The organism is Streptomyces sp. bgisy159, assembly GCF_057707805.1.
Genome location: NZ_JBYIQX010000006.1, coordinates 193647 through 217453, shown reverse-complemented (window position 1 = coordinate 217453; position 23807 = coordinate 193647). Strand labels below are relative to the sequence as shown.

Genomic DNA, 23807 nt, shown 5'->3' with positions numbered 1-23807 from the left:
TCGGGTGGGTCAGGTCTCGTCGGCGGACGGCCGCGCCGTGTGGTGCGGATGCCCGGGGGTTCGGCGGGCCTCCTTCAGCTCCGCCTCGTACAGGTGGTCGCGGCCCGCGGCCAGCTCCCGCACCACGCTCGCCTCCAGCTGCCGGAACGGCTCGTAGTAGGTGGTGTCGTAGGCCTCGACGACCTGGAACGTCCAGTGCCCCGGGATCACGTTGCGGCCGAGGATCTCCGAGCGGACCTTCTCCGCCCACTCGGGGTGGCCGGCCTCGTGCAGCAGCCGGACCGCGCGGTCCAGCTGCAGGTCGGCCGTCCCGGTCAGCTGGTGGAAGTCGTACAGCCGGCCCCTGGCCCGCTCGGTCGTCTCCAGCGCCTTGGACAGTGCTCCGAGGGCCTCGACGGTCGTGTCGTCCACGCCGGCGGGCCGCCGGTGGGCGCGGTCGGGGCCGAGGCCGTCGGCGCCGACCGGCGCGTGGCGGCCGTCGGGGTCTTCGAGCGTGCCGGGGGCGTCGGGGTCTTCGCAGGCGCCGGGGATGTCCTCGTAGCCGTTCATGGGTCCTCCTTGCCGGCCGGGCCGCCCGGCGGGGCGGACCGGCGTCGGGTTCCGGTGCGGTCACGGTGGGCCAGCAGCCGCTGCGCCTGGGCGAGGCCGGGCGGCCGGTGGCGGCGCAGGGCGGCCCGCGCCGCGTTGGCGCCCGGCGCGCCGTGCACCCCGCCGCCCGGGTGGGCCCCCGCGGAGGCCAGGAACAGGCCGGGCACCGGGGTCTCCGGGCGCCCGGTGCCGGGCAGGGGGCGGAACACGAGCTGCTGGTGCATCGCGGTCGTGCCCCCGTTGATGGCGCCGTCGGACAGATTGCGGTCCAGCGCCTGGAGGGCCGGCGGCGAGAGGACGCGGCGGGCGCGGACCAGGGAGCGGAACCCGGGGGCGAACCGCTCCACCTGGCGTTCCACACGGTCGGCCATGCGCTCGCGGTCCGCGGCGTCCCACCGGCCGGTGACGCCCTCCTCCCCGGCGTCGGCGCGGACGCTGCGCGGGAGGTGGGTGTAGGCCCAGGCCGACTCGGTGCCGAGCGGGGACCGGCCGGCGTCGGCCGTGGTCATCTGGCCGAACAGCAGGAAGGGCCGGTCCGGGACCTCGCGCATGGCGATCTGCGCGGCGAAGCGGGTCAGTTCGTCCATACCGTCGGCGAGGTGCACGGTGCCGGCCCGCGACGCCTGCTCCGCCCGCCACGGCACCGGGCCGTCCAGCGCCCAGTCCACCTTGAACGTGGCGAAGTCCCACTGGAAGCGGCGCAGGTCGTCCAGGAGCTGCGCCGGCAGCACACCCGGGTCGAGCAGTTCGCCGTAGAGGGCCGGCACCGACACGTCCGCCAGCACCGCCCGGCGCGCCGGCACCGCGGCGCCGGCCGCCGTGCGCACGCCGACGGCCCGCCCGCCCCGGACGACGATGTGCTCGACGCGCTGCCCGCAGCGCACCTGCCCGCCCCGGGTCCGCAGGCGCCGGACGAGGGCGTGGGTCAGCGCCCCGGCGCCGCCGACCGGGACCGGGAAGCCGTACGTCTGCCCCAGCATCGCCATCAGCCAGCCGAAGCCGCCGCTGCCGGCGGCCTCCGGGGCGAGGTCGGCGTGCAGGGCGTTGCCCGCCAGCAGCAGCCGTCCGCCCTCCCCGTGGAACTCCTCCTCGCCGAGCCGGCGCACCGGCAGCACCAGGGACCGCGCCAGGCGCAGGCCGCCCGCCGCCCGCAGCCGCAGCGCCAGCCGGGCCCCCGCCCGCACGGGCGGGAACGGGGTGAACAGGGCGTCCAGCAGATCGGGACGCAGGGACTCCCACACCTCGTGCAGCCGCCGCCAGGCTGCCCCGTCCCCCGCCGCGAACGCCTCCAGGGAGGCGGCGGTGGTCCCGACGTCGCGGTCCAGGACGGCGCAGCCGCCGCCGGTGAGGGGATGCGCCAGGACGCTCGGCGCGTGGCTCCACCGCAGCCCGTGGTCCTCCGGGCGCAGCCCGGCCAGCACCGGAGAGGCGGCGGCCAGCGGATAGAACGAACTGAACAGGTCGTTGACGAAGGCCGGGTCCACCCCACGGTCGTGGCGCACCGCGCCGCCCGGATCGGGCTGCTCCTCCAGCACCTCCACGCTCCACCCGGCGTCGGCCAGCAGATTGGCGGCGACCAGGCCGTTGGGGCCGGCGCCGACCACCACGGCGTCAGGCATGGCCGACCCCGTCCGTGTCCCGCGCCGCCGACGCGACCGGCGGCCGCCGCGCCGCGCGGCGGCCCTCGCCCGCCTCCCGCTCGCACAGCCGCGCCAGACGGGCCAGCATGGCCGTGTGGCGCACCAGGATCAGCGCCTCGAAGCCGACGTTGTGCAACAGACCGCCCGCCCCCCGCAGCGGGTGCTCGTCGACGATCACCAGACAGTGCTCGCCCCACGGCCGCAGCTCGATCGCTATGCGCGCCGTGCCGAGGGGACCGGCGTCCGCCTCCAGCTCCAGGCGCACGTCCTCCTCGCAGTGGCGGACGACCGTCTCGTTGGACAGGCGCACCGGCCCGAGCCGGATCTCGTAGCGGATCGCCGCACCGGTGTCCGGCCACCGGCCGCGCACCGGACGGGACTGCGACGTCCCCACCACCCACTCCGCGTACCGCCGGCCGTCGGCGAGGACGTCCCACACGGTGCTCGGGCCGACATGGACCAGACGATGGCGAACGGCCACGGATACCTCCTGTGTCGGCGCACTCCGCTGCGCCACGGGCGTGACGCACAGACGTATTCGGCCCGGACACGGTGCCCGGATGCGGTCGGCCCCGGTCGCTCCGGTGCCCCGGCGCGGCTCCCGCGCACCCGTGCGAGGCCGCGCGCTTCGGGTACCCGGCGGACCATGGGCGAGACACGAGCCGCAGGGGAGGGCGCCGCGGGGGCGCCGGCCGGTCCGCTGTCCGTGGCGGTGCTGGTGGAGCTGGTCCGCAGCCGTTCGGCGGGCGGCCACGTCAAGTGCTGGGAGCGGTTCGCCGAGGCGGCGGCCGCCGCGTCCCGGGGCGGCCACACCGCCGTCGACCTCACCGTGTACGTCCTCGGCGACCACGAGTACGTCGAGCCGCTGTCGCCCCGCGTCCGGTTCGTCGGCCTGCGGCCGGTACTGAGCACCGCGCCGCTGACGCGGGCGATCGGCGGCGACGTCGCCGACATGGCGCCGTACCACCCCCGGCTCGCCCGGCTGCTGCCGCGCCACGACGTCTGGCACCTCACCCACACCTTCGCCTTCGCCGCCACGGCCGGCCGCCTCGCCCGCCGCGCGTCCCGGTCGGGGGCCGGGCGCCCGGGGCTCGTCTGCTCGGTGCACACCGACGTGCCGGCGCTGGCCTCCGTGTACGTACGGCAGCTGGCCCGGCGCGTGCCACGGCCCGCGGGCCCGGCCGCGCGCGGGGCGTCCGAGTTCGTCGGCACGGTCGTGCGGTGGCGGCGGGACCGCCTGCTGCGGATGTGCGACCGGGTGCTGGTCGGGTCCTCACAGGACCGCGCGGAGATCGAGGCGGTGGTGGGGCGGGAGCGGGTGGCCCTGCTGCGGCGCGGGACCGACCACGAGCGGTTCGGCCCCGACCCCACCGCCCGGGACGCGCTGGCCCGGGAGCACGGGATACCCGGCGACCGGCCGCTCGTGCTGTTCGCGGGGCGGGTGGACGAGACCAAGCGGGTCTGGACGGTCGCCGAGGCGGTGCACCGCGTACGGCAGCGGCGGCCGGTGCATCTGGTGGTGGCCGGCGCCGGTGCGGACGCCGGGCGGATCGCCCGCCTCCTCGGCCCCGACGTCACGCTGCTCGGCGCCCTCGCCCAGGAGCGGCTCGCCGGCGTCTACGCGGCGTGCGACCTGTTCGCCTTCCCGTCCCGGACCGAGACGGTCGGCAACGTGGTCGCCGAGGCGATGGCGAGCGGGCTGCCCGTCGTCCTGCCGGAGGGCGCCCGGACCACCCAGTGGCTCGCCGAGCCGGGCGCCGACGGCCTGGTGGTGCGCGACGACGACCCCACCGGCTGGACCCGCGCGCTGGACACCCTGCTGGCGCACCCGGACCGCCGCCGCGCCATGGGCCTGCGGGCCGCCGCCACCGCCCGCGAACGGCACCCCAGCTGGGGCCGTGTCCTCACCGAGGACCTCCTGCCCGCCTGGCACGAGGCCGCGGCCCGCGGCACCCGCCCGCACCCCCGCCGAGCCTGACCCCGGCACCGGTCCTGGCCCTGACCCCGGCACCGGGCCTGGCCCTGGCCCCGGCACCGGGCCTGGCCCTGGCCCCGGCACCGGTCCTGGCCCTGACCCCGGCTCGGGCCCTGGCCCCCCGCGCCGCCGGCGGCCTGATGCCGTCCCGGGCGCCGTGACGGGCCGGTGCGGGAGGCGTCGCCGTCGGTGTGGGGCCGGCCGGGCCCCCGGTCGTGCGGAGGCGGGTGGTTGTCCTGGCGGTGTCCGGTGCGGCCGGGCCCGCGCAGCGGGTGGCGTGCGTGCCTGCCTTGGCCGCGGTGCCGCTTCGCGGGGGGGCGCCGGTCGTCGTCCTCGCCGTGGGGCGCGGCCGTCCGCGAAGGGCCCGTCCGCGAAGGGCCCGTCCGCGAAGGGGCGTACGGGGCGGCGCCGACGGCGGGGGAGCGGGGGCGGCAGGCCGGCCCGGTGGCGGCCGCCGGGGGGCGGCCGGTGTGCCGGTCACGCGCGTCCGTCGGGGGCCGCTTCGGCCGTCGAGGTGCCCGCGTCCCGGTCCGTCTCACCGTCCGTCTCGCCGTCCGGGTCGTCGTCGCCCTCGTCGTCGGCCGCCTCGTTCCGGCCCCGGCGCTCCTGGCGGTGCAGGGCGGCCACCACGGGGGAGGAGTCCAGGCTGACGATGCCGGAGAGGGCGAGGACGACACCGAGGACCGTGAGGGGCGTCGCCACCGGACCCAGGTACAGGGACTCGCCGAACAGGACCGTCCCGGCGGCGATCGCGACCGCCGGTTCCGTCATGTCGAGCACCGTCATCGACGCGGCGAGCGGCCCCTCCTGGAAGGCGCTCTGGATGAGCAGCAGCCCGCCGACGCTGACTGCGACGAGCAGGTACGTCTGCCAGGCCGTCGCGACGGCGGCCACCCCCTGGTCGAACCGGGACACGGTGACGCTCAGCAGCACCGACTGGAAGCCCATCACGACACCGGCGGCCAGCGCGGTCGCCGACGCCTGCCACGCACCGGCCGTCGACCGGCGCACGGACAGCGCGGCCAGGACCACCCCGCCGACCGCGCCCAGCGTCCACAGCCACGGGCCGAGACCCACGTCCGGGCGGGCACCGCCGTGCGGACGCGCCGTCGACAGCGCGAGGGCCAGCCCGCCCGCGACCGCGAGGACGCCTCCCCACTCGCGGGCTCCGAGCCGGGTCCGCGCCAGCCGCGCGGACAGCGGGATCGCGAAGACCAGCTCGGTCACGATCAGCGGCTGCACCAGACTGAGCGGCCCGAACGCCAGCGCCAGCGACTGGAACCCGTACGCCAGGACGGCCAGGCCGATGCCGGCCAGCCACGCGGGCTGCCGGGCCAGCTGCCGCAGCAGCCGCCACGACAGCGTCTCCGTGTCGGGCCGGGCACTGGCGGCCCGCTGCTGCAGCACCCCGGCGAGGGCGAAGCAGGCACCGGCGGCCAGCGCGGCGAGGACGGCGATCGTCATGACAGGGGCGGCCGTCGGGGACGGTCAGTCGGGCGCGCCGGGCGACTTGGTGCGGGAGGCGGGCCGACTGTGGATGTAGAGCAGCCGCCGGTCGTCGACGGGGCGGTGCGAGGGAAGCGGCAGTTCGTAGCGCACCGGCCGGGAGTGGTCGGCGATCTGGCGGCGCGGGTTGTAGACACTGTTGAACTTCCACAGCATGCGCGCGAAGTTGGTCTGGCCGTGCAGCAGGTTGCGGCCGAGGATCCGCCCGGCGCCCAGCGCGGTGCTCAGACCGAGGTGCTTGCGGTTGATGACGGACTGGGTGCGCACCAGCTCCTGGTAGAAGACGTCCAGGGGCAGCGTCGTGGGGACGACGGCGTGCTGGATGTCGAAGAGGCGGTAGTCGCGGGTGGTCAGCCGGCGCGACTCGGTGTGCCAGATCTCGGTGCCCGGGTACGGGGTCATCACCGTGAGGTGGACGATCTCCGGCACGGACAGGGCGAACTCGCGCACCAGCCGGAACCGGTCGACGTCCCAGGCCGGGTCGACGATCAGGTTGATGGCGACGTTGATGCCGAGCTTGCGGGCCACCTCCAGCGCGCGGAAGTTGTCGTCGGGGTTGACGCGCTTGCGGAACTGGTCCAGGCCCTCGGCGTCCAGGGCTTCCATGCCGAGGAACATGTAGCGCAGGCCCAGCCTCGACCAGCGCTCGAACACCTCGGTGTTGCGCAGCAGGACGTCCGCGCGGGTCTCCAGGTAGTACTGCTTGTCGATCCTGCGGCGCTCGATCTCGGCGGCGATCGCGTCGCCGTGCTCCGGGCGGATGAAGGCGACGTCGTCGACGATGAAGACGTTGGGCTCCCGGATCGAGGCCAGTTCCGCGGCCGCGGCCTGCGGTGACGCCTTGCGGTAGCTGCGGCCGTAGAACGTCCAGGCGGAGCAGAACGAGCAGTCCCAGGGGCAGCCGCGGGTGAACTCGATGGAGGCGCAGGGGTCGAGTTCCCCGATGAAGTACTTGCGCCGCTTGCGCATCAGGTCGCGTGCGGGCAGCGGACTGTCGATGCTGTGCAGCATCTGCGGGGCCGGCCCGCGGCCGTCGGCGGTGACCAGCCCGGGTACGCCGTCCACGCCCCCGTCCCGCACCGCCTCCAGGAGCGGGGCGACGGCGGGTTCGCCCTCACCGCGCACCACGGCGTCGACGCTGCCCTCACCCTGTTCCAGCACGTCCTGGGCGACGAACGAGACGCTGTGGCCGCCGAAGAAGACGAAGCACCCCGGCACGGTCGCCTTGGCGCGGTGGGCGATGCGGATCGCCTCGGGGATGTTGGCCAGGTAGTTCAGGGAGACCCCGAGCGCCTGCGGGCGGAACGACCGGAGTTCGGCGTCCAGGTGCTTGTGGTTGAGGACCTGGAGGTCCACCACCCGCACCTCGTGACCGGCCTTGCGCGCGGCGGCGGCCACCCGTTCGAGGCCGAGTGGTTCGAGGCGCAGGAAGATCTCCGAGTACATCAGGGCGCTGGGGTGGACGAGCAGCAGTCTCATGGATCACCTCGGACGATGGCGGGCTGTCGTTGGGTGTCCCCGTCCACACGCGCCGAAACGACGGGGAGCGCGGACCCACCCGGATGGTGGAGTCCCGCCGCGGCGGGTGCCGGCGGGCGCCGTCACGGCGCCGAGCCGGACCCGTCGAGGGTGATGACGGTCTTGATGTCGTCGGGCCGTGGGGTGAACGCCTCGGCCAGTCGCTCCAGCGGGACCCGCCGGGTGACGATCCGCTCCAGCCAGGCCGCGTCCGCCCCGGCCAGCGCCTCGGCAGCCTGCCGGTAGTGATCCAGGTTGGCGTTGACGGAGCCCACCACCGCGTCGTTCTCCAGCACGATCTCCCGGTTCACCGACCCGGCGTCCACGGTCAGCCGGCGTCCCGCCGGGGAGACACCCGTCAGGCAGACGATGCCGTACGGGGCGGTGCCCTCGATCGCGCTGAAGACCAGGCGGCCCACCCCGGTGGCCTCGATGACGATGTCGGGGCGTACGGCGGCCAGGACGTCGTCGACGTCCCCGGTGTGGTACTCGGCGCCCAGGTCGGCCACCAGCTTCGGCTTGGGTCCGTCGGTCACCCGGTCCAGGACGTGGACGTCGAGGCCGCGCCGGCTGCCCAGCAGGGCGGCCAGCAGCCCGATGGGCCCGGCCCCGGTCACCAGGACCCGCCGGGGCTCGAACCAGGCCCGGGCGCCGACCCGCTCCACCTGCTCCCACGCCTTGGCGACCACGCTGGTCGGCTCCATCAGGACCCCGGCGCGGGACAGCCGGGGGTCGACGCGGACCGCGTAGGGAACCGGTACGGTCCACACCTCGGCGCCGTAGCCGTCCGCCTGCTTGATGCCCCGCTCGGTGTACCGGCCGTTGCGGCACATGTCGAACTGGCCGTGCGCGCACGCCCCGCACGGCACCGGGTCGGGGCGCCGCACCACCCCCGCGACCAGGTCGCCGGGCGTGAAGCCGCTGCCGGCGGGGGCCTGCCGGACCCGGCCCAGGGACTCGTGCCCCAGCACCAGCCGGTCCCGGCCGGGCGGGGCCCAGCCGTAGGCGCCGGAGACGATCTCCCGGTCGGTGCCGCAGACGCCCACCGCGAGCCCGTCGACCAGCAGGTCGTCGGGACCGGGCGACGGTTCGGGCAGCTCGGACAGGGCGACGGAGCCCTCCCGTCCTGGCGACACGGTCACGGCGCGCATCGTGGTCCTCCCTGAGGTGCGATGTCGTACTGGCGGGTGTGGAGTACCACCGATCCGCCGGAGTACCACCGGTCTGCCGGAGTACCACCGGTCTGCCGGAGTGCCGCTGTCCGCCGGGCCCCTGGACCCCTGAGCCCTTGAACCGCGGTCCGCCGGGCCGCGGTCCGCCGCCGTCCCGCCGATCCGCTGCCTGCGCCGGACCGTCGGCCGCTCCGCGGCACGGGCTCAGCCGAACCGGGCGGCCAGTCGGCGGTACAGCGCAGGTACGGTGCCGTGCACCCGGGCGGGCAGCCGCAGCCAGCCGGGCACGTACACCTCGTCCCGGCCCCGGTGTACGGCGCGCAGCACGGCGTCCACCACCCGTTCCGGGGACACCGGCCGGGGGCGCCGACGCGGGTAGGGCGCGCCGCGCCGCTCGAAGAAGGGGGTGTCGACCACGCCGGGGACGACCAGGGTGACGCCCACGCCGGTGCCCCGCAGCTCGTAGCGCAGGGCGTCGGCGAACGCGGCGAGGGCGGCCTTGGCGGCGGAGTAGACGGCCTCGCCCCGCACCCCGACGGAACCGGCCACCGAACCGATGAGCACCACCCGGCCGGCGCGGGCCTCGACCATGTGCGGCAGCAACTGCCGCACCAGCCGCATGGTGGCGAGCAGGTCGACGTTGACGACCTCGTCGATGGAGGACGCCGGCATGGAGCTGAACTCCCCGGCCCAGCCGATGCCCGCGCCCGCCACCAGGAGGTCCATCCGCCCGCTGTGGTGGAGTGCGAAGTCGGCGAGCCCGCGGTCCGCGCCGGGGCGGGTGAGATCCACCGGGTAGGGGACGGCGGACGCCTCGGCGGCGACCCGGTCGAGGCGCGCAGCGTCGCGGCCGTTGATGACGAGCCGCCAGCCGCCCTCGCCCAGCCGGCGGGCCAGGGCCGCGCCGATGCCCGAGGACGCGCCCGTCACCAGGGCGGTCTTCTGCCGTGTCGCGCGTTCGGTGGGGTGCCGCACCCGCACGGGTGCCGCCGGATGCTCGGTCAGCGAGGTCCCGGTGCGGGGGCGGGGGCCGGGTGCTGCGTGCGACATGGCGGCTGACCTCGGTGTGTGCGGCGGTCCCGCGGGAACGGCGGACGGGTTGCCGTCGGTCCACGGCTCCGGGCGGACGGGTGAGAGAGGTATCCCGGCCCGTACCGTCCGAAACACCCGCTTTCACCCCATCGTCCTCTCCCGGACCCCGCCCGCGCCGACCGGCGTTCCCGGCCTCGGGGCTCGCCGGGGTGCGGACCGGATCAGGGTGCGGACCGGATCAGGGCGCGGGCCGCTCCACGCAGACCCGGGGGAGCGGGAACCAGCGCATGCGCTCGAAGTCGGGGGCCAGGCCGGTGGGGCCGTCGTCGGCCGGAGCGGGACGCGCGGTGAGCACGGTGCGGGCGGCGGCGAGCTGGCCCGCCAGCGCCTCCTCGCTCAGCCGGCGGTGCCGGGGCGCGGGCACGGTGAGGCCCTCGTCGGCCGTCCACCGCACCCCGGTCAGCCGTACCGGCGGCTCGGCGGGGCCGCCGCGGTGGTGCCACTGCCCGGTGCGCGGGTCGAACCGGTAGTCCGGCAGCAGCCGGTGGCCGTAGCGGGCGATCAGGGCGACGGCGTCGACGAGGTAGTCCCGGACGGTGTCGCTGATGAAGTAGTTGAAGTTGACGCGGATCCAGCCGGGCTTGATGCCGTCGCAGCCCTGGACCACCTCGTCCATCAGCGCGTGCGAGGTGTCGGCGTCGATGGCCAGCAGCCGGTGCCCGTACGGTCCCGCGCACGAGCAGCCGCCGCGCGCCTGGATGCCGAACAGGTCGTTGAGCAGGGCCACGACGTAGTTGTGGTGCAGGAAGGCGCGGTCGCCGTGGCGGATCCGGAAGGAGACGATGGACAGCCGCCGGGCGTCGTGACTGCCCAGGATCTGCACCCCCGGCTCGCCGTCCCACCGGGAGAGGGCGTACCGCCAGTGGCGCTCCTCGGCGGCCTGGATGGTGTCGGTGCCGACGGCCTCCTTGAGCGCGAAGACCAGACCGGCCCGCACGGACTCCACGATCGCCGGGGTGCCGCCCTCCTCGCGGGCCACCGGATCGTCGAGATAGCGGTGGCCGAGCGGGTCGACGAAGGCCACCGTGCCCCCGCCGGGCGCGGTGGGCACCCGGTGACGGACCAGCTCGCGCCGCACCACCAGGACCCCGGGGGTCTGCGGGCCGCCGACGAACTTGTGCGGGGAGAGGAACACGGCGTCCTTGTGGTCGCCCGCCCCCGGGGCGCTCTCGGCGACCCGGATCGGGACGTACGGCGCGGCGGCCGCGTAGTCCCAGAAGGACAGCGCCCCGTGCTCGTGCAGCAGCCGGGCGATCCGGTCGGTGTCGGTGAGGATGCCGGTGACGTTGGAGGCGGCGGAGAAGCTGCCGATGCGCAGCGGCCGGTCGGCGTACCGGCGCAGCGCCGCCTCCAGCCGCGCCAGGTCGACATGGCCGTCCGGGTCCGTGCCGATCACCTCGACGTCGGCGACCGACTCGCGCCAGGGCAGTTCGTTGGAGTGGTGCTCGTAGGGACCCACGAGGACCACCGGGCGTTCGGCGGGCGGGGGCTGCCGGTCCCCGGCGCGCAGCCGGAGGATGCCGACCAGCTTGTTGACCGCGGCGGTGGCGCCGGAGCCGCAGAAGATTACCAGGTCGTCCTCGGTGCCGCCGACCGCGTCCCGGATGATCCGGCGCGCGTCCTCGCGCAGCCGCGTCGTCTGCAGGCCGGTGCTGGAGCTCTCGGTGTGCGTGTTGCCGTAGCGGGGAAGGACCTCGGCGCGGACGAAGTCCTCGATCAGGTCGAGGGCGCGTCCGGAGGCGGTGTAGTCGGCGTACACGATCCGCTTCGGTCCGTAGGGGCCGTCCAGGACCTCGTCGTCGCCGATGAGGCCGCGCCGGATGCGGGTCAGCAGCGGGGCGACCGGGGGAGCCGTCGTCGGGTGTGTGACTGTGCCGCTCATGGCGGGCCTCCCTCGACGGTGCCCGTGCCGCCGGTCCTCGGGGCCACGGGTGGTCCGTCCTGCCCCGCATTCTCCCCGTCCCGCGGGGCGCGCACCAGCCGAACGGGCGGGATCCGGCCCGCCCCGTACCGTGGTCCGGAAGACCAAAAAAACTTTAACGGCTCCTTTTCTTGAACCGTTCGTGTTTATGAGGGTAGGTTCTGTGCCATGACCGCATCCCAGACTCCGACCACCGCCGAGGAACTGCGCGGTGCCGGCCTGCGGGTGACGGCGGCCCGCGTGGCGCTGCTGGAGACCGTGCGGGGCGGTGACCACCTCGGCGTCGAGGCGATCGCCTCCGGTGTCCGCCAGCGCGTGGGTCACATCTCCCTGCAGGCCGTCTACGAGGCCCTGCACGCCCTGACCGCCGCGGGCCTGGTCCGCCGTATCGAACCGGCCGGCAGCCCCGCCCGCTTCGAGGGACGGGTGGGGGACAACCACCATCACGTCCTGTGCCGGTCCTGCGGTGCCGTCGCCGACGTCGACTGCGCGATCGGCGAGGCCCCCTGTCTGACCGCCTCCGACGACCACGGCTTCGCGATCGACGAGGCCGAGGTCATCTACTGGGGCCTGTGCCCCGACTGCTCCACCACCCGCAGTAGCTGAGCATTCCGAGATCCGACTAGTCCGGAGGGACATCCATGGCCGAGAACCCCGATGCCATCGTCACCGACCCCAAGACGGAGGGCACGGGTGGCTGCCCGGTCGCGCACGGGCGAGCGCCGCACCCCACGCAGGGCGGCGGCAACCGCCAGTGGTGGCCGGAGCGCCTCAACCTGAAGATCCTGGCGAAGAACCCCGCCGTGGCGAACCCGCTCGGTGAGGACTTCGACTACGCCGAGGCCTTCGAGGCGCTCGACCTCGCCGCGGTCAAGCGGGACATCGCCGAGGTCCTCACCACCTCGCAGGACTGGTGGCCCGCCGACTTCGGCCACTACGGCCCGCTGATCATCCGGATGGCCTGGCACAGCGCGGGCACCTACCGCATCAGCGACGGCCGCGGCGGCGCCGGCGCCGGCCAGCAGCGGTTCGCGCCGCTCAACAGCTGGCCGGACAACGCCAACCTCGACAAGGCCCGCCGCCTGCTGTGGCCGGTCAAGAAGAAGTACGGCCAGAGCATCTCCTGGGCCGACCTGATGATCCTCGCCGGCAACGTCGCCCTGGAGTCCATGGGCTTCGAGACGTTCGGCTTCGCCGGCGGCCGCGAGGACGTCTGGGAGCCGGAGGAGGACGTCTACTGGGGCCCCGAGACCACCTGGCTCGGCGACGAGCGCTACTCCGGCGACCGCGAGCTGGAGAACCCGCTCGGCGCGGTGCAGATGGGCCTCATCTACGTCAACCCCGAGGGCCCGGGCGGCAACCCGGACCCGATCGCCGCGGCCCGCGACATCCGTGAGACCTTCCGCCGGATGGCGATGAACGACGAGGAGACCGTCGCCCTCATCGCCGGCGGCCACACCTTCGGCAAGACCCACGGCGCCGGCCCCGCCGACCACGTGGGCAACGACCCCGAGGCCGCCTCCCTGGAGGAGCAGGGCCTCGGCTGGAAGTCCACCCACGGCTCCGGCAAGGGCGGCGACACCATCACCTCCGGCCTGGAGGTGACCTGGACCGCCACGCCCACGCAGTGGGGCAACGGGTTCTTCAAGAACCTCTTCGAGTACGAGTACGAGCTGACGGAGTCCCCGGCCGGCGCCAAGCAGTGGGTGGCGAAGGACGCCGAGGCGATCATCCCCGACGCGCACGACCCGTCGAAGAAGCACCTGCCGACGATGCTCACCACCGACCTGTCGCTGCGCTTCGACCCGGTCTACGAGCAGATCTCCCGCCGGTTCTACGAGCACCCGGAGGAGTTCGCGGACGCCTTCGCCCGTGCCTGGTACAAGCTGACCCACCGCGACATGGGCCCGAAGTCGCTGTACCTGGGCCCGGAAGTGCCGCAGGAGACGCTGCTGTGGCAGGACCCGCTGCCCGAGGCCGAGGGCGAGCCGATCGGCGCCGCCGACGTCGCCGCTCTCAAGGCCAAGGTCCTGGACTCCGGCCTGACCGTCGCCCAGCTGGTCTCCACCGCCTGGGCTTCGGCCTCCACCTACCGCGGCAGCGACAAGCGGGGCGGTGCCAACGGCGCCCGCGTCCGCCTGGAGCCGCAGCGCAACTGGGAGGCCAACGACCCGGACCAGCTCGCCCTGGTGCTGCGCACCCTGGAGAGCATCCAGCGGGAGTTCAACGCCGGCGCCAAGAAGGTGTCCCTGGCCGACCTGATCGTGCTCGCCGGCTCCGCCGCCGTGGAGAAGGCCGCCAAGGACGCGGGCCACGACATCGAGGTGCCCTTCGCCCCGGGCCGCGTCGACGCGACCGAGGAGCACACCGACGTCGAGTCCTTCGCCGCGCTGGAGCCGACCGCCGACGGGTTCCGCAACTACCTCGGCAAGGCCAACCGGCTGCCCGCCGAGTACCTGCTGCTCGACCGGGCCAACCTGCTCACGCTGAGCGCGCCCGAGATGACCGTCCTGGTCGGCGGTCTGCGCGTCCTGGGCGCCACCCACCAGCAGAGCAAGCACGGCGTCCTCACCGAGACGCCCGGTGTGCTGACCAACGACTTCTTCGCCAACCTGCTCGACATGGGCACCACGTGGAAGTCGACGTCCGAGGACCAGACCGCCTTCGAGGGCCGCGACGCCGTCACCGGCGAGCTGAAGTGGACCGGCACCCGGGCCGACCTCGTCTTCGGCTCCAACTCCGAGCTGCGGGCGCTCGCCGAGGTCTACGCGAGCGACGACGCCGGGGAGAAGTTCGTGCGGGACTTCGTCGACGCGTGGGTCAAGGTCATGAACCTGGACCGGTTCGACCTGGTCTGATCGCAGCGCCGCGGCGACCGCGCCGCGGTGACCGCGCTGCGGTGACCGCGCTGCTGTGACCGAGGGGCGGCCCGTCGGGGCCGCCCCTCGGGGCGTTCCCGGCCGGCGCCGGCAGACTCCCGGGACCGCGGATGCCGGCTTCCCCGGCCCCGTTCCCGGCCCGTCCCCTTCGGCCGAGCCCGGGCCCGACCGCCGAGACGCCCGGCGCCACGCTCCGACCGTCGGCTCTCAGGGCTGCCGGCATCCGAGCCCGCCGGAGTCCCGAGCCCGCCGCAGTCCCGGGGCGCCGGAATCCGGGCCGGGCAGTGGCGGGGCCCGGCTCTGCCGAGGGGACGGCCGTATGCCGTCCCCGGCCCGGTCCGAGCACGCGCGTGGGCCACGGGCAGCCGGGCCACGGCTGGGCCCGGGGCCGGGTCCCGCTGGGTGCGTGCCCGTTCCGACCTGGCGGCCGGGGCAGGCGTTGCCGGGCGGGAGTTCCCGCGGCGGCCGGGGCAGGCGTCCCGTGCCGGAACCACGCGGCGGCAGTGGTCGGTGCCCGGTGCCGGAGTTCCCCGGCAATCAGCTCGTCTTGTGGTCCCAGCGGGGGCCGATCAGCTCCCACTCCCGCCCCCAGGCGTCGATCCGGCGCCGGTCCAGGCGCCACCGCAGCAGGGAGCCCGCGCCCACGACCAGACCGGAGGTCGCCGAGGCGGCGGCCAGCCCGAGGACGGCGGCCTCGACGGCCGCCTCCGTGGCGCTCGGCGGCTCGGTGCTCAGCCGGCCGGCCTCGTCCAGCCAGACCTGCACCCGCGAACCGGCCTTCCCACCGCTGTCGACCAAGGCGGTGTCCGTGCGGGTGACCCCCTCGTGGGTGGTCCAGCGGATCTTCGCCACCACCCGGGTGCTCGCCCCGTCGGCCCTCGCGCCGAGGTCGGGTGCGTCGGCGAGCAGCTCGGCCCGTACGGCGTAGCGCTCCTCGCGCTGCCGGGCGAAGGCGTCGTCGGCGGCCCGGGCCGTGAACAGCCCGGCGAGCGTGCCCCCCACGGCCACCAGCACCCACATCACCAGCACGATCCACGCCTCGACGACATCGTCGTGGCGTCGCAGCGGATTGTCCCGCCACCGCCACATAACCGGTTTCCTGCCGCTGCCGCCGTTCATGGGTCCGCACCTCCTCGTCGCGGTCGTGCTCCGACGGTGACACCCGCCCGCTCCCTCCGGCATGGGCCGCTCAGGTGCCCCCGGGGGTCCGTTGGGGCCCGGGCCGGCCGCCCCGGTGGGCCGTTCAGCCCACCCCCGGCGCTGCACCGCGCCGAGCCGGCCGCCGTACGGGTGGCCGGGGAGGGCGGAGTCACATCCGCGGTGGCGGCGTCCCCGCCGCGGGACGTCCGGCGTAGGGCCCGCCGGTGCCGCGGCGGGGACCAACGGCCCCTCATCGGCTCGGGCGCGGGCCGGGCAGCATCGAAGGCGGCACCCGTCCGAGCCGCGCGCCAGGAGGGCATCATGCAGCGCACAACCCTGGACGCCACGATCCTGGAGACCTGTGTGTCCGCCGCGGTCGCCGCGCCGTCCATCTTCAACGCACAGCCGTGGCGGTTCCGGCTGGACCCGGACACGGTCGCCTTCGAGGTCCGGGCCGCACCCGGCCCGGGCCTGCGCCACACCGACCCCGTGGGCCGCGCGCTGCACCTGTCGGTCGGCGCCTGCGTGCTGAACCTGCGGGTCGCCATGGAGCACTTCGGGTGGACCCCCCTCACCCGGCTGCTGCCCCGCCCCGAGGACCCCGACCTGCTGGCCGCGGTCCGCCCCACCGAACCCGGCCCCACCGAACCCGGCCCCGGCACCCCGGGCCGCCCCGACACCGGCCTGTACGACGCGATCTGGCGCCGCCACAGCAGCCGGTTCCCCTACGCCGACGTGCCGCTCCCCGACGACGTGCGCACCGCGCTGAGCGCGGCCGCCCGCGCGGAGGGCGCCCGGCTGGACTTCCCCGGCCCGGCGGACACCGCCGCGCTGCTGGACCTGACCGCCCGCGGCGAACGCCGTTCCCAGCGCGACGCCGACCGGGCCACCGAGAGCCGCCGCTGGGTCCGGCGCGACCCCTACCGGCCCGGCGACACCGGGCTGCCGCCGGCCGCGATCGGCCCGCAGGACGCCCGGGAGCGGGTGCCGATGCGCGACTTCACCGCCCAGCGCCGTCCGGAACGGCTGGCCGCCGTGCCGTTCGAGCGGCACCCGGTGCTGGCCCTGCTGAGCACCGAGCACGACCGCCGCACCGACTGGCTGCGCGCCGGACAGGCCCTCGAACGCGTCCTGCTGGTCGCCACGGTCCACGGCGTACGCGCCTCCCTGCTGCACCAGGCGCTGGAGTGGCCGGACCTGCGCGACCGCACGCGCGCCGGTGCCGGCCCGGCCGGGCACGCACAGATGGTGCTCCGCCTGGGGTACGGGCCCGTCGGCCCCGACACCCCGCGCCGGCCGCTCCACGAGGTCACCGAGTACCCGCCGGCCGGCGGCGGGCGGCGCTGACCGGGCCCGGCGCTGCGGGTCAGCCCGCCACGGTCACCGGAACCGCGGCCTGGCCGTCTGCGCCCCGCCCGTCGGCCGCCAGACCGCCGGACAGCGTGCCGTACGTCTCGAAGACGTCGGCCAGCCGTACGGCGCGCAGGATCCGGCGGAACCCGGGGCTGTCGGTCACCAGCCGCAACCGGCCGGCGCGGGCGACGGCCCGGTTGCGGGCCCGGCACAGCACACTCAGCCCGGCGCAGTCGATGAACGCCATCTCGCGCAGATCGAGCACCACGTCGGGGCAGGGTCCGGCGGTCAGCGCGTCCAGGCGCTCGGTCAGCGCCCGGGACACCTCCAGGTCGATCTCGCCGCGCACCGTCACCACGACGGTGCCCGCGACGAGGCACTCCGAGAGGTCGGGCACGGACCCGATGTACATGTCGGCCATGCACCCCAGCCAACCGGTCCCGCCGCGTCCGCCGGAAGGGCCGACCGGACCCTCCTGCCCCGGCCCGTACTCCGGGCGCAGCGCGACCCCGGACGGCGGCCGGACGGGGACCGATAGGCCCAAGCGGCGCGCCCAGCGGCCGGACAAGCTGGACTTGCCGGGCAAACCCGGCGGGTTCGAGGTCGCACTGGGCCTGTGGTCACGACGGGAGAAGGTGACGGTCATGGTCGAGCAGGTTGTGCCGGACGCCCCGGGCAAGCACGCACCGGGCGATCTCGGACGGCGTCTCGGGGCGCGTCGCGCGCAACTGGGCCTCACGCTCGGCGAGGCGGCGGCCCGGGCCGGGGTGGCCCCCGGCTACCTCCGATACCTGGAGGAACGCCCCGGCGCCGCTCCGGGCACCGGGGTGCTGCTGCGCCTCGCGGAGGCGCTGGAGACCACCATGGGTGAACTCACCGGCGGAAACGCCGAGATGCCCCCCGGGCCCGGAGAGGCGGCACCGCACCCCGGGTTCACGGTGCTCACCGAGCCCCAGTGCCGGGCGCTGCTCGGCACCCACGGCGTCGGCCGGGTGGCGCTGGTCCTGGAACACGGACCGGTCGTCGTGCCCGTCAACTACGCCGTGGTGGAGGGCCAGGTCCTCTACCGCACCGCGCCCGGCACCGTCGCCTCCCGGGTCGGGGGCCGGCGCGTCGCGTTCGAGGTGGACCGTATCGACAACGCCTTCAGCAGGGGCTGGAGCGTGCTGGTCCGCGGCGACGCCCGGCACGTCACCGACCCGGAGACCGTGGGCCGGCTGGCGGCACTGGCGTACCCCTCGCCGTGGGCGGGCGGGCTGCGCGAGCTGTGGGTCCGGATCCAGCCGACAAAGATCACGGGGCGTCGTGTCGTCGCGTGAGCGGGCCAGGACCCGCCGGAACAAAGGGCTGTTGTCCGTCGCGCCCGGGACCGATGGCCCTTCGGTGCCGGCCCCGGCCACGCCGACCATGGACGTGTACCGCACCCCGAGCCGTGCCAGGCGGAAGACGGACGAGCCGATGTACCCCAATGACGGATTCCGAGAGCTACGACCGCAGGAGTGCCTGCGGCTGCTCGAACGCGTGCCCATCGGCCGCATCGTGCACACCCGCCACGCCCTGCCGGCCGTGCTTCCGGTCAACTTCGTCGTGGACGACGACGGTGCCATCGTGCTGTGCACCTCGGCCGCCTCCGAGTTGGTGCGGGCGGTCGACGGAGCGGTGGTCGCCTTCGAGGCCGACGAGGTCGACGCCGCCGCCCAGTCCGGGTGGAGCGTCGTCGTCACGGGGCCGGCCACCGTCGTCACCGACCCGATCGAGCACGGCCGGCTGGTGCGCACCGGGCCCCGCTCCTGGGTCCCCTCGCGGCACGAGATCTTCGTCCGCATCGAACCCGAACTGGTCACCGGCCGGGAACTGGTCGGCGGCCGCAGCCTCTACGGCGTCGACCTCACCACCACCTGACCGCCACCCGACCGCCCCGGCGCCCGGCCCGTACGGCCCGGGCGCCGGGGCCGTACGGAGCCCCGGTGGGTTCCTGCGGCCCCTGTCCGGGCGGGCGACCGGGCGCGAGCATCGTCGTGTCGGCCGCTCGACGGCGAGCGGACCTGAGAAGGGAAGGACCATGAACGGTCAGTACGTGGTCGTGGGAGTGGACGGATCGCCGGTCGCCGACCGCGCCCTGGACTGGGCGGCGGACGACGCCGTCCGGCGCGGCGCCGAACTGCGCGTGGTGTACGCCGTGCCCGACCTCGACGAGGCGGCCCCGGTGCTCGCCGCGGCGGTCCGGCGGGCCGGCGAGCGCCACCCGGACCTGGTGGTCCGGCGGGAGGCGGCGCAGGGCGGCGCGGTGCCCGCGCTGGCCCGGGCGGCGCGCGGCGCCGCGCTCACCGTGGTCGGCACCCGCGGCTACGGCAACGTCGGCTCGCTCCTCGCCCGCTCGGTCAGCGTCCGGCTGGCCGCCCGGGTGCCCGGACCGCTGCTGGTGGTCCGCGGCGACCACCCGTGCGACGACGGCCGTGCGGTCGTCGTCGGTCTGGCGAGCGACGACGACACCCGCGCCGCCGCCTTCGCCTTCCGCGAGGCCTCCCGGCGCGGGGTCGCCCTGCGCGTCCTGCACGCGCACGGCCACCGTCACTCCCGCCCCGAACTGCCCTCGCTGGTGCCGGCCACCAGCCCCGGCCAGCGCGCCGAGGCCCGCCTGGACCTCGCCGAGGAGGCCGTGCCCCGCTTCGGCGTCGCCGAACTGCGCGAACTCCACCCGCGGGTCGGCGTGGACGCCCGCACGGTGCGCACCGCGCCGGCCCGGGCGCTGCTGGACGCCACCCGGGACGCCGGCGTGGTCGTCATCGGCCACCACCGCCGCAGCGGCCCCCTCGGCCCCCACCTCGGCGCCGTGGCGCACGCCCTGCTGCTCCGGTCGCACTGCCCCGTGGTGCTGGTCCCCACCGCCCCGCACGACTGACCGCACCCCTCGGCACGGGCGGCACCGGAGCCCCGCGGCTCCCGCCACGCGGGTACGGGGCGCACACACGGGGCGGACGGCGCAGAGGACGGGGCAGAAGCGGCGGCGGGCGTGCGCCCTGTCAGGGCCACCCGCCGCCCGCCTACAGTGTGGCGCCCAAGCCCTGCGACGCGGATCCGGCGGGGCGCGCACCAGCACCCCCCAGGTCACCGTCCGCCCCGCCCGGCCCTCCCGCGAGCGGCGTACGCGACCACCCCGCGCGACAGGCACCATTCGTGACACCGCTCGGGCCGTACGACAGGGTGCCCACGGCGCGGGCGGCGTCGAGAGCCAGTGGAGGCCGCTGTGTCCCGACCGTGCATCGCCCTGATCGCCGACCCGACGTCGCCCGAAGGCTGCCGGGAGTACCTGGCCGAGGCGGCACACCTGCTCACCGGCGCCGCGCCGGTGCGGATCGACTCCCGGCACTTCGCCACCGGCGGCACCGGCCGTGCGGTCCGCGACGGCGGCCGGTTACGGCTCCAGGTCCCCGAGGAGGACCTGGACGTCGTGCCCGACGCGGTGCTGCTCTACGAGATCCCGCCGCACCGCAGGCAGACGCTCGCCGGCTTCCAGCGGCTCCTGGCGGCGCACGGCGTGGTGACCCTGGCCACCGGGCCCGACGCCTGGCGCACGGCCACCGAGAAGAACCTCACCGTGCGGCGCTTCGCCCGCGACGGCATCGCCCAGATGGAGACCGCGGTCCTCTCCCGGCCCACCGCGCGCGAGGCGCTGGACGCCTTCGAGCGGCTCGGCGGCGACACCTGGGCCCGGCCGGTCGTCGGCACCGGCGGCAACGACACCTTCCACGTCACCACCCCGGACCGACTGGCCGACGCCGCGGCCTACTACGCCGAGCGGGACACCGACTGGCTGCTCTCCCGCGACGCCGGAAACGTCACCGCCGACGGACGGCGCCACCAGTTCCGCGTCTTCGTCCTCGACGGCCGGGTCATCCACGCCCGCGAACACCTCCAGCCCGCGGTCGACACCCCCTGCAACACCTGCCAGGGCGCCACCGCGGTGTTCATCGACCCGCCCGACCTCTCGCCCCGCCTCACCGAACTCGCCGTCGCGGCCACCGCGTCGGTCGGCCTGCCGTTCGCCGGCGTCGACCTGGCCGTCGAGAACGGCGGCGTCGTCTTCGAGGTCAACGTCCAGCCCGCCTTCGTCGACGGCGAACTCCCGCTCGTCGCCGTCCCCTACGTCCGGGCCCACCTGGACGCCCTCGCCCTGACCACCCGGATCCCCACCCCGCTCGGCCGGGACGGCTCCCTGTCCACCCACTGACCGGGCACACCACCCGAGAAGCGCCCGCGCCGGCGTCTTCGGCGCAGGCGCTTCCCTGGTCGGCCTGATCACGGCGGGTCGAACGGGGGAGGCCCGGGGGACCGGTGGGCCCTGCTGTGGCGCCTGGTGAACCGGGAGAGTGGGGGCAGGTTTTCGAGGAGGGGTCCTGATGTCCCGTACCGTCACCGTCGCCCTGGACGGTTCGCCCGAGAGTGCCGCCGCGGCCGGCTGGGCCGCGCGCGAGGCCGTGCTGCACACCGCGCCGTTGCGGCTCGTGCACGTGCGGGAGCGGCCGCCGTCCGGTGCGGACCGCGACGCCCGGATGCTCACCGAGGCCGCGGCCGAACTGGCGCGCCGTCATCCCGGACTGGACGTCGCCGCCGAGCAGGTCGCCGGACGGCCCGCCCAGGCCCTGTCCGCCCTGGCACGGCGCTCCCCGGTCCTGGTGCTGGGCTCCCGGGGACGCGGCCGCACCGCCGGATACCTGCTCGGCTCGGTCGCGGCGGCCGTCGTGGCCCGCGCCGAGCAGCCGGTGGTCCTGGTCCGCGCGGGCGCGGACCCCGCCGCCGAACACCTGCCGGACGCACCGGGGCGCCCCGCCGGGACCGGACCGTACCGGGACGTCGTCCTCGGCCTGAACCAGCCCGAGCGGCCCTGCGAGGCCCTCCTGGCGTACGCCTTCGACGCCGCCGAGCGCCGCGCCGCCACCTTGCGGGTCGTGCACGGCTCCGCGCCCGACCCGGCCGGCGCCGCCGACGACCTCGCGGCCGGCGCCGACGCGACCTGCGCCGCGGCGCTGCGCCCCTGGCGGGAGAAGTACCCGGACGTCCCGGTCGTCGAGGAGACCGTCGTCGGCTCGCCCGGCCCGCACCTCGCCGACGCCTCCCGCGACGCCTGCCTGGTCGTCGTCGGCCGCCGCACCCGTCACCCGGCCGTCGGCCCCCAGATCGGCCCCGTCCTCGACACCCTGCTGCGCCACGCCGAGGCCCCGGTCGCCGTCGTGCCCCACGAATGAGCCCGCACGGACATCGGCCTCCCTCCGGCGTGCCGGAGGGAGGCCGATGCGGTGAGGCAGGCGGACGGCGGGGTCAGCCGGACGGTGCCGCCTCGGCCGGCACCAGCCGGATGCCCGTGACCAGATCCGGGCGGATACGGACCGCGTAGTCCATGGTCTGTGCCACCCACGGCCGCAGCAGCGCCCGGTAGCGGTCCAGCTCCGCCGGGTCGGCGACCAGATGGGCGTATCCCGTCACGACGACGCTCCATCCGAGGTGCGTCTCGGGGTCGATGTGGTCCGCCTCGTAGGCGACGACCACGCCGGGGTCGCCGGCCTGCCGGGTGCGGGTGGTCAGGGCCGCGCCCTCGTGGGTGCGGATGACGACGTCCCCGTCCACCAGGACGTGGTTGACGGGCCGCACGGTAGGCAGCGCGTGCCGGGTGAAGACGATCCTCCCGAAGGAGACGCTGCCCAGCAGCCGCAGCGCCTCGGCGCTGTCGAGGTCGATGCTCCGGCGCGGGCCCACCGGGGTGGGCCGGACATGGTCGAGGGGCATGAGGCGTTCCACGGGGTCGACGCTGTTCGATCAGGTCATTCGACCGGTTCGCGGCCGTCGGCGGCTAGGGCCGTTCGGCCCCGCCGCGCGGCCGACCGACCCTGCGGGCCCGGGCCGGAGGGCCGGCCGGCCGCGCTCAGGCATGCCGGGCTTCCTCGGCGGTGTACGTCAGCGCGTTGACCACGCCGACGACGCCGTCCACCCGCCAGGCCACCCACACCGCCGACGCGGCGTCGTCCCGGTGGGCGATCTGCCCGGACAGCGTCACCATGCCCTCCCGCACGGAGACGTCGACGGCGTCCGCCGGCAGCCCCGGCGCGCCGGCCCGGATGGTGTCCAGCACATCCCGCCGGATCGCCTCGTCGCTGCGCAGGAAGACCCGCAGCAGATCGCGGCGGGTGGCGATGCCGATCAGCCGGTCCTCCTCGTCGACCACCGGCAGGCGCTCGACGTGGTGCCGCTCCATCACGCGCGCCGCGGCCGGGACCGGCTGCTCGGGGTGCACGGTGATCGCCGGTGTCGACATCAGCTGCTCGGCGGTGACCGGCCGGCCTCCCGGGGCCTCCCCGTGGGTCACCTGCGCACGCACCAGATCGGTGCCCGACACCACGCCGAGCACCTTGTCGTCGTGGTCGACCACCGGCAGACCGCTGATGCCGTGGCGGTGCAGCAGGCGCACCAGCTCCTTGAACGGTGTCGCCCGGTGGGCGTGGACGACCTCGCGGGTCATCACCTCACCGACGGTGCTCGGTTCCACGGCGCTCCTCCTTCGCTCGTCGCACGGACGGCGGACCCGCCTTCCCGGGCCCGCCGCCCCGTACGGGACCCGGCCCGGGTCTCAGACCCGTCCGCCCTGCCCCGGGCCACCTCGCCACGGCGGCGGGGCGGTCGCCCGCCGGGCCGTCTCACCGCGGTGCAGCACCCGGTCGACCTGGCCGCGCAGCCGGTCCTGCAGCCGGTCGGCGAGCTCGTGGGCGCTCGCCTCGTCGGCGTGCACCAGGACCAGGTCGCAGCCGACGCGGATCTCGCCGCCCGCCGACCACGGCTGCCCGGTGTGCGCCGGGACGTGCGCGACGCGCACCTCGCCGGAGACGGCGGGCAGTCCCGGCCGGTCGAGGGCCGCGTCCACCTTGGCCCGCACGTAGGCGAGGTCGTCCTCGCGCACGTCGCCCTCGGCCCGCACCAGCACCGTGCCGGTGGCGGCGGTGTTCCGGGCTGCGGTGTCCCTGGGAGTCATCT

General features: G+C 75.7%; 22 protein-coding genes. 9 read left to right on the top strand and 13 right to left on the bottom strand.

Translation table 11 applies throughout. The features are described 5' to 3' along the window. Positions 1–9 precede the first annotated feature (9 nt). Genes AC3ET3_RS09230 through AC3ET3_RS09220 form a run of 3 tightly spaced genes read right to left on the bottom strand, consistent with a single transcriptional unit; the run spans position 10 to position 2709 of the window. Positions 10–549 (bottom strand): hypothetical protein, encoded by a 540-nt coding sequence (locus tag AC3ET3_RS09230; protein WP_432139477.1) that lies wholly within the window; start codon positions 547–549, stop codon positions 10–12. After that, positions 546–2207 (bottom strand): phytoene desaturase family protein, encoded by a 1662-nt coding sequence (locus AC3ET3_RS09225; RefSeq protein WP_432156701.1) that lies wholly within the window; start codon positions 2205–2207, stop codon positions 546–548. Before AC3ET3_RS09225 ends, AC3ET3_RS09230 begins: the two co-directional genes overlap by 4 nt. Further along, positions 2200–2709 (bottom strand): SRPBCC family protein, encoded by a 510-nt coding sequence (locus AC3ET3_RS09220; protein WP_432139475.1) that lies wholly within the window; start codon positions 2707–2709, stop codon positions 2200–2202. The genes AC3ET3_RS09225 and AC3ET3_RS09220 overlap by 8 nt, the downstream gene beginning before the upstream one ends. Before the next feature lie 165 nt (positions 2710–2874). On the opposite strand from AC3ET3_RS09220, the gene AC3ET3_RS09215 reads away from it, so the two are divergent. Next, the gene (locus tag AC3ET3_RS09215; protein WP_435611951.1) at positions 2875–4206 is read left to right on the top strand and encodes a glycosyltransferase; all 1332 of its coding nucleotides are present in this window, start codon (positions 2875–2877) and stop codon (positions 4204–4206) included. 474 nt (positions 4207–4680) lie between these two features. Here AC3ET3_RS09215 and AC3ET3_RS09210 read toward each other — a convergent pair whose 3' ends face one another. From AC3ET3_RS09210 to AC3ET3_RS09190, 5 genes are all read right to left on the bottom strand, one after another. Then, complete coding sequence (locus tag AC3ET3_RS09210; protein WP_435611950.1) at positions 4681–5667, bottom strand: DMT family transporter; 987 nt, start codon at positions 5665–5667, stop codon at positions 4681–4683. Positions 5668–5691: 24 nt separating this feature from the next. Next, positions 5692–7188 (bottom strand): hopanoid C-3 methylase HpnR, encoded by a 1497-nt coding sequence (gene hpnR / locus AC3ET3_RS09205; RefSeq protein ID WP_435611949.1) that lies wholly within the window; start codon positions 7186–7188, stop codon positions 5692–5694. 122 nt (positions 7189–7310) lie between these two features. After that, positions 7311–8378 carry a glucose 1-dehydrogenase gene (locus tag AC3ET3_RS09200; protein ID WP_435611948.1) on the bottom strand — a complete coding sequence of 356 codons (1068 nt, stop codon included), beginning with the start codon at positions 8376–8378 and terminating at the stop codon, positions 7311–7313. 225 nt (positions 8379–8603) lie between these two features. Continuing rightward, complete coding sequence (locus AC3ET3_RS09195; RefSeq protein ID WP_432139470.1) at positions 8604–9449, bottom strand: SDR family NAD(P)-dependent oxidoreductase; 846 nt, start codon at positions 9447–9449, stop codon at positions 8604–8606. A 220-nt stretch (positions 9450–9669) separates the two neighbouring features. Further along, entirely contained in the window at positions 9670–11373 is a 1704-nt protein-coding gene (locus tag AC3ET3_RS09190) for an aminotransferase class V-fold PLP-dependent enzyme (protein ID WP_435611947.1), read from the bottom strand. Positions 11374–11580: 207 nt separating this feature from the next. Between AC3ET3_RS09190 and AC3ET3_RS09185 the strand changes: the two genes are divergently transcribed. Together AC3ET3_RS09185 and katG are read left to right on the top strand one after the other, a co-directional pair. Continuing rightward, on the top strand, positions 11581–12018 hold the full coding sequence (locus AC3ET3_RS09185; RefSeq protein ID WP_432139468.1) for a Fur family transcriptional regulator: 438 nt from the start codon (positions 11581–11583) through the stop codon (positions 12016–12018). A 35-nt stretch (positions 12019–12053) separates the two neighbouring features. Beyond that, entirely contained in the window at positions 12054–14270 is a 2217-nt protein-coding gene (gene katG / locus AC3ET3_RS09180) for a catalase/peroxidase HPI (protein WP_432139467.1), read from the top strand. A 558-nt stretch (positions 14271–14828) separates the two neighbouring features. On the opposite strand, the gene AC3ET3_RS09175 is transcribed toward katG, so the two are convergent. After that, positions 14829–15410, bottom strand: coding sequence for an Rv1733c family protein (locus AC3ET3_RS09175; protein WP_432139466.1), 582 nt, complete (start codon positions 15408–15410; stop codon positions 14829–14831). 342 nt (positions 15411–15752) lie between these two features. On the opposite strand from AC3ET3_RS09175, the gene AC3ET3_RS09170 reads away from it, so the two are divergent. Next, complete coding sequence (locus AC3ET3_RS09170) at positions 15753–16778, top strand: Acg family FMN-binding oxidoreductase (protein WP_435611946.1); 1026 nt, start codon at positions 15753–15755, stop codon at positions 16776–16778. A gap of 19 nt (positions 16779–16797) precedes the next feature. Here AC3ET3_RS09170 and AC3ET3_RS09165 read toward each other — a convergent pair whose 3' ends face one another. Further along, entirely contained in the window at positions 16798–17205 is a 408-nt protein-coding gene (locus tag AC3ET3_RS09165) for an STAS domain-containing protein (RefSeq protein ID WP_432139464.1), read from the bottom strand. A 223-nt stretch (positions 17206–17428) separates the two neighbouring features. Between AC3ET3_RS09165 and AC3ET3_RS09160 the strand changes: the two genes are divergently transcribed. The 5 genes from AC3ET3_RS09160 (at position 17429) to AC3ET3_RS09140 (ending at position 22030) form a co-directional block, all read left to right on the top strand. Next, positions 17429–18103: a helix-turn-helix domain-containing protein gene (locus tag AC3ET3_RS09160; protein WP_432139463.1), complete on the top strand. Its 675-nt coding sequence runs from the start codon at positions 17429–17431 to the stop codon at positions 18101–18103. A gap of 139 nt (positions 18104–18242) precedes the next feature. Next, positions 18243–18686 carry a pyridoxamine 5'-phosphate oxidase family protein gene (locus AC3ET3_RS09155; protein ID WP_432139462.1) on the top strand — a complete coding sequence of 148 codons (444 nt, stop codon included), beginning with the start codon at positions 18243–18245 and terminating at the stop codon, positions 18684–18686. A gap of 160 nt (positions 18687–18846) precedes the next feature. Then, positions 18847–19686, top strand: coding sequence for a universal stress protein (locus AC3ET3_RS09150; RefSeq protein ID WP_432139461.1), 840 nt, complete (start codon positions 18847–18849; stop codon positions 19684–19686). Positions 19687–20031: 345 nt separating this feature from the next. After that, complete coding sequence (locus AC3ET3_RS09145) at positions 20032–21015, top strand: ATP-grasp domain-containing protein (RefSeq protein ID WP_432139460.1); 984 nt, start codon at positions 20032–20034, stop codon at positions 21013–21015. Between the two features lie 169 nt (positions 21016–21184). Further along, on the top strand, positions 21185–22030 hold the full coding sequence (locus AC3ET3_RS09140; RefSeq protein WP_432138377.1) for a universal stress protein: 846 nt from the start codon (positions 21185–21187) through the stop codon (positions 22028–22030). Between the two features lie 73 nt (positions 22031–22103). Here AC3ET3_RS09140 and AC3ET3_RS09135 read toward each other — a convergent pair whose 3' ends face one another. From AC3ET3_RS09135 to AC3ET3_RS09125, 3 genes are all read right to left on the bottom strand, one after another. Next, positions 22104–22568 (bottom strand): pyridoxamine 5'-phosphate oxidase family protein, encoded by a 465-nt coding sequence (locus AC3ET3_RS09135; RefSeq protein ID WP_432138378.1) that lies wholly within the window; start codon positions 22566–22568, stop codon positions 22104–22106. Between the two features lie 136 nt (positions 22569–22704). Beyond that, entirely contained in the window at positions 22705–23325 is a 621-nt protein-coding gene (locus tag AC3ET3_RS09130; protein WP_432138379.1) for a CBS domain-containing protein, read from the bottom strand. A gap of 81 nt (positions 23326–23406) precedes the next feature. Continuing rightward, complete coding sequence (locus AC3ET3_RS09125) at positions 23407–23805, bottom strand: hypothetical protein (RefSeq protein ID WP_432138380.1); 399 nt, start codon at positions 23803–23805, stop codon at positions 23407–23409. Positions 23806–23807 lie beyond the last annotated feature (2 nt).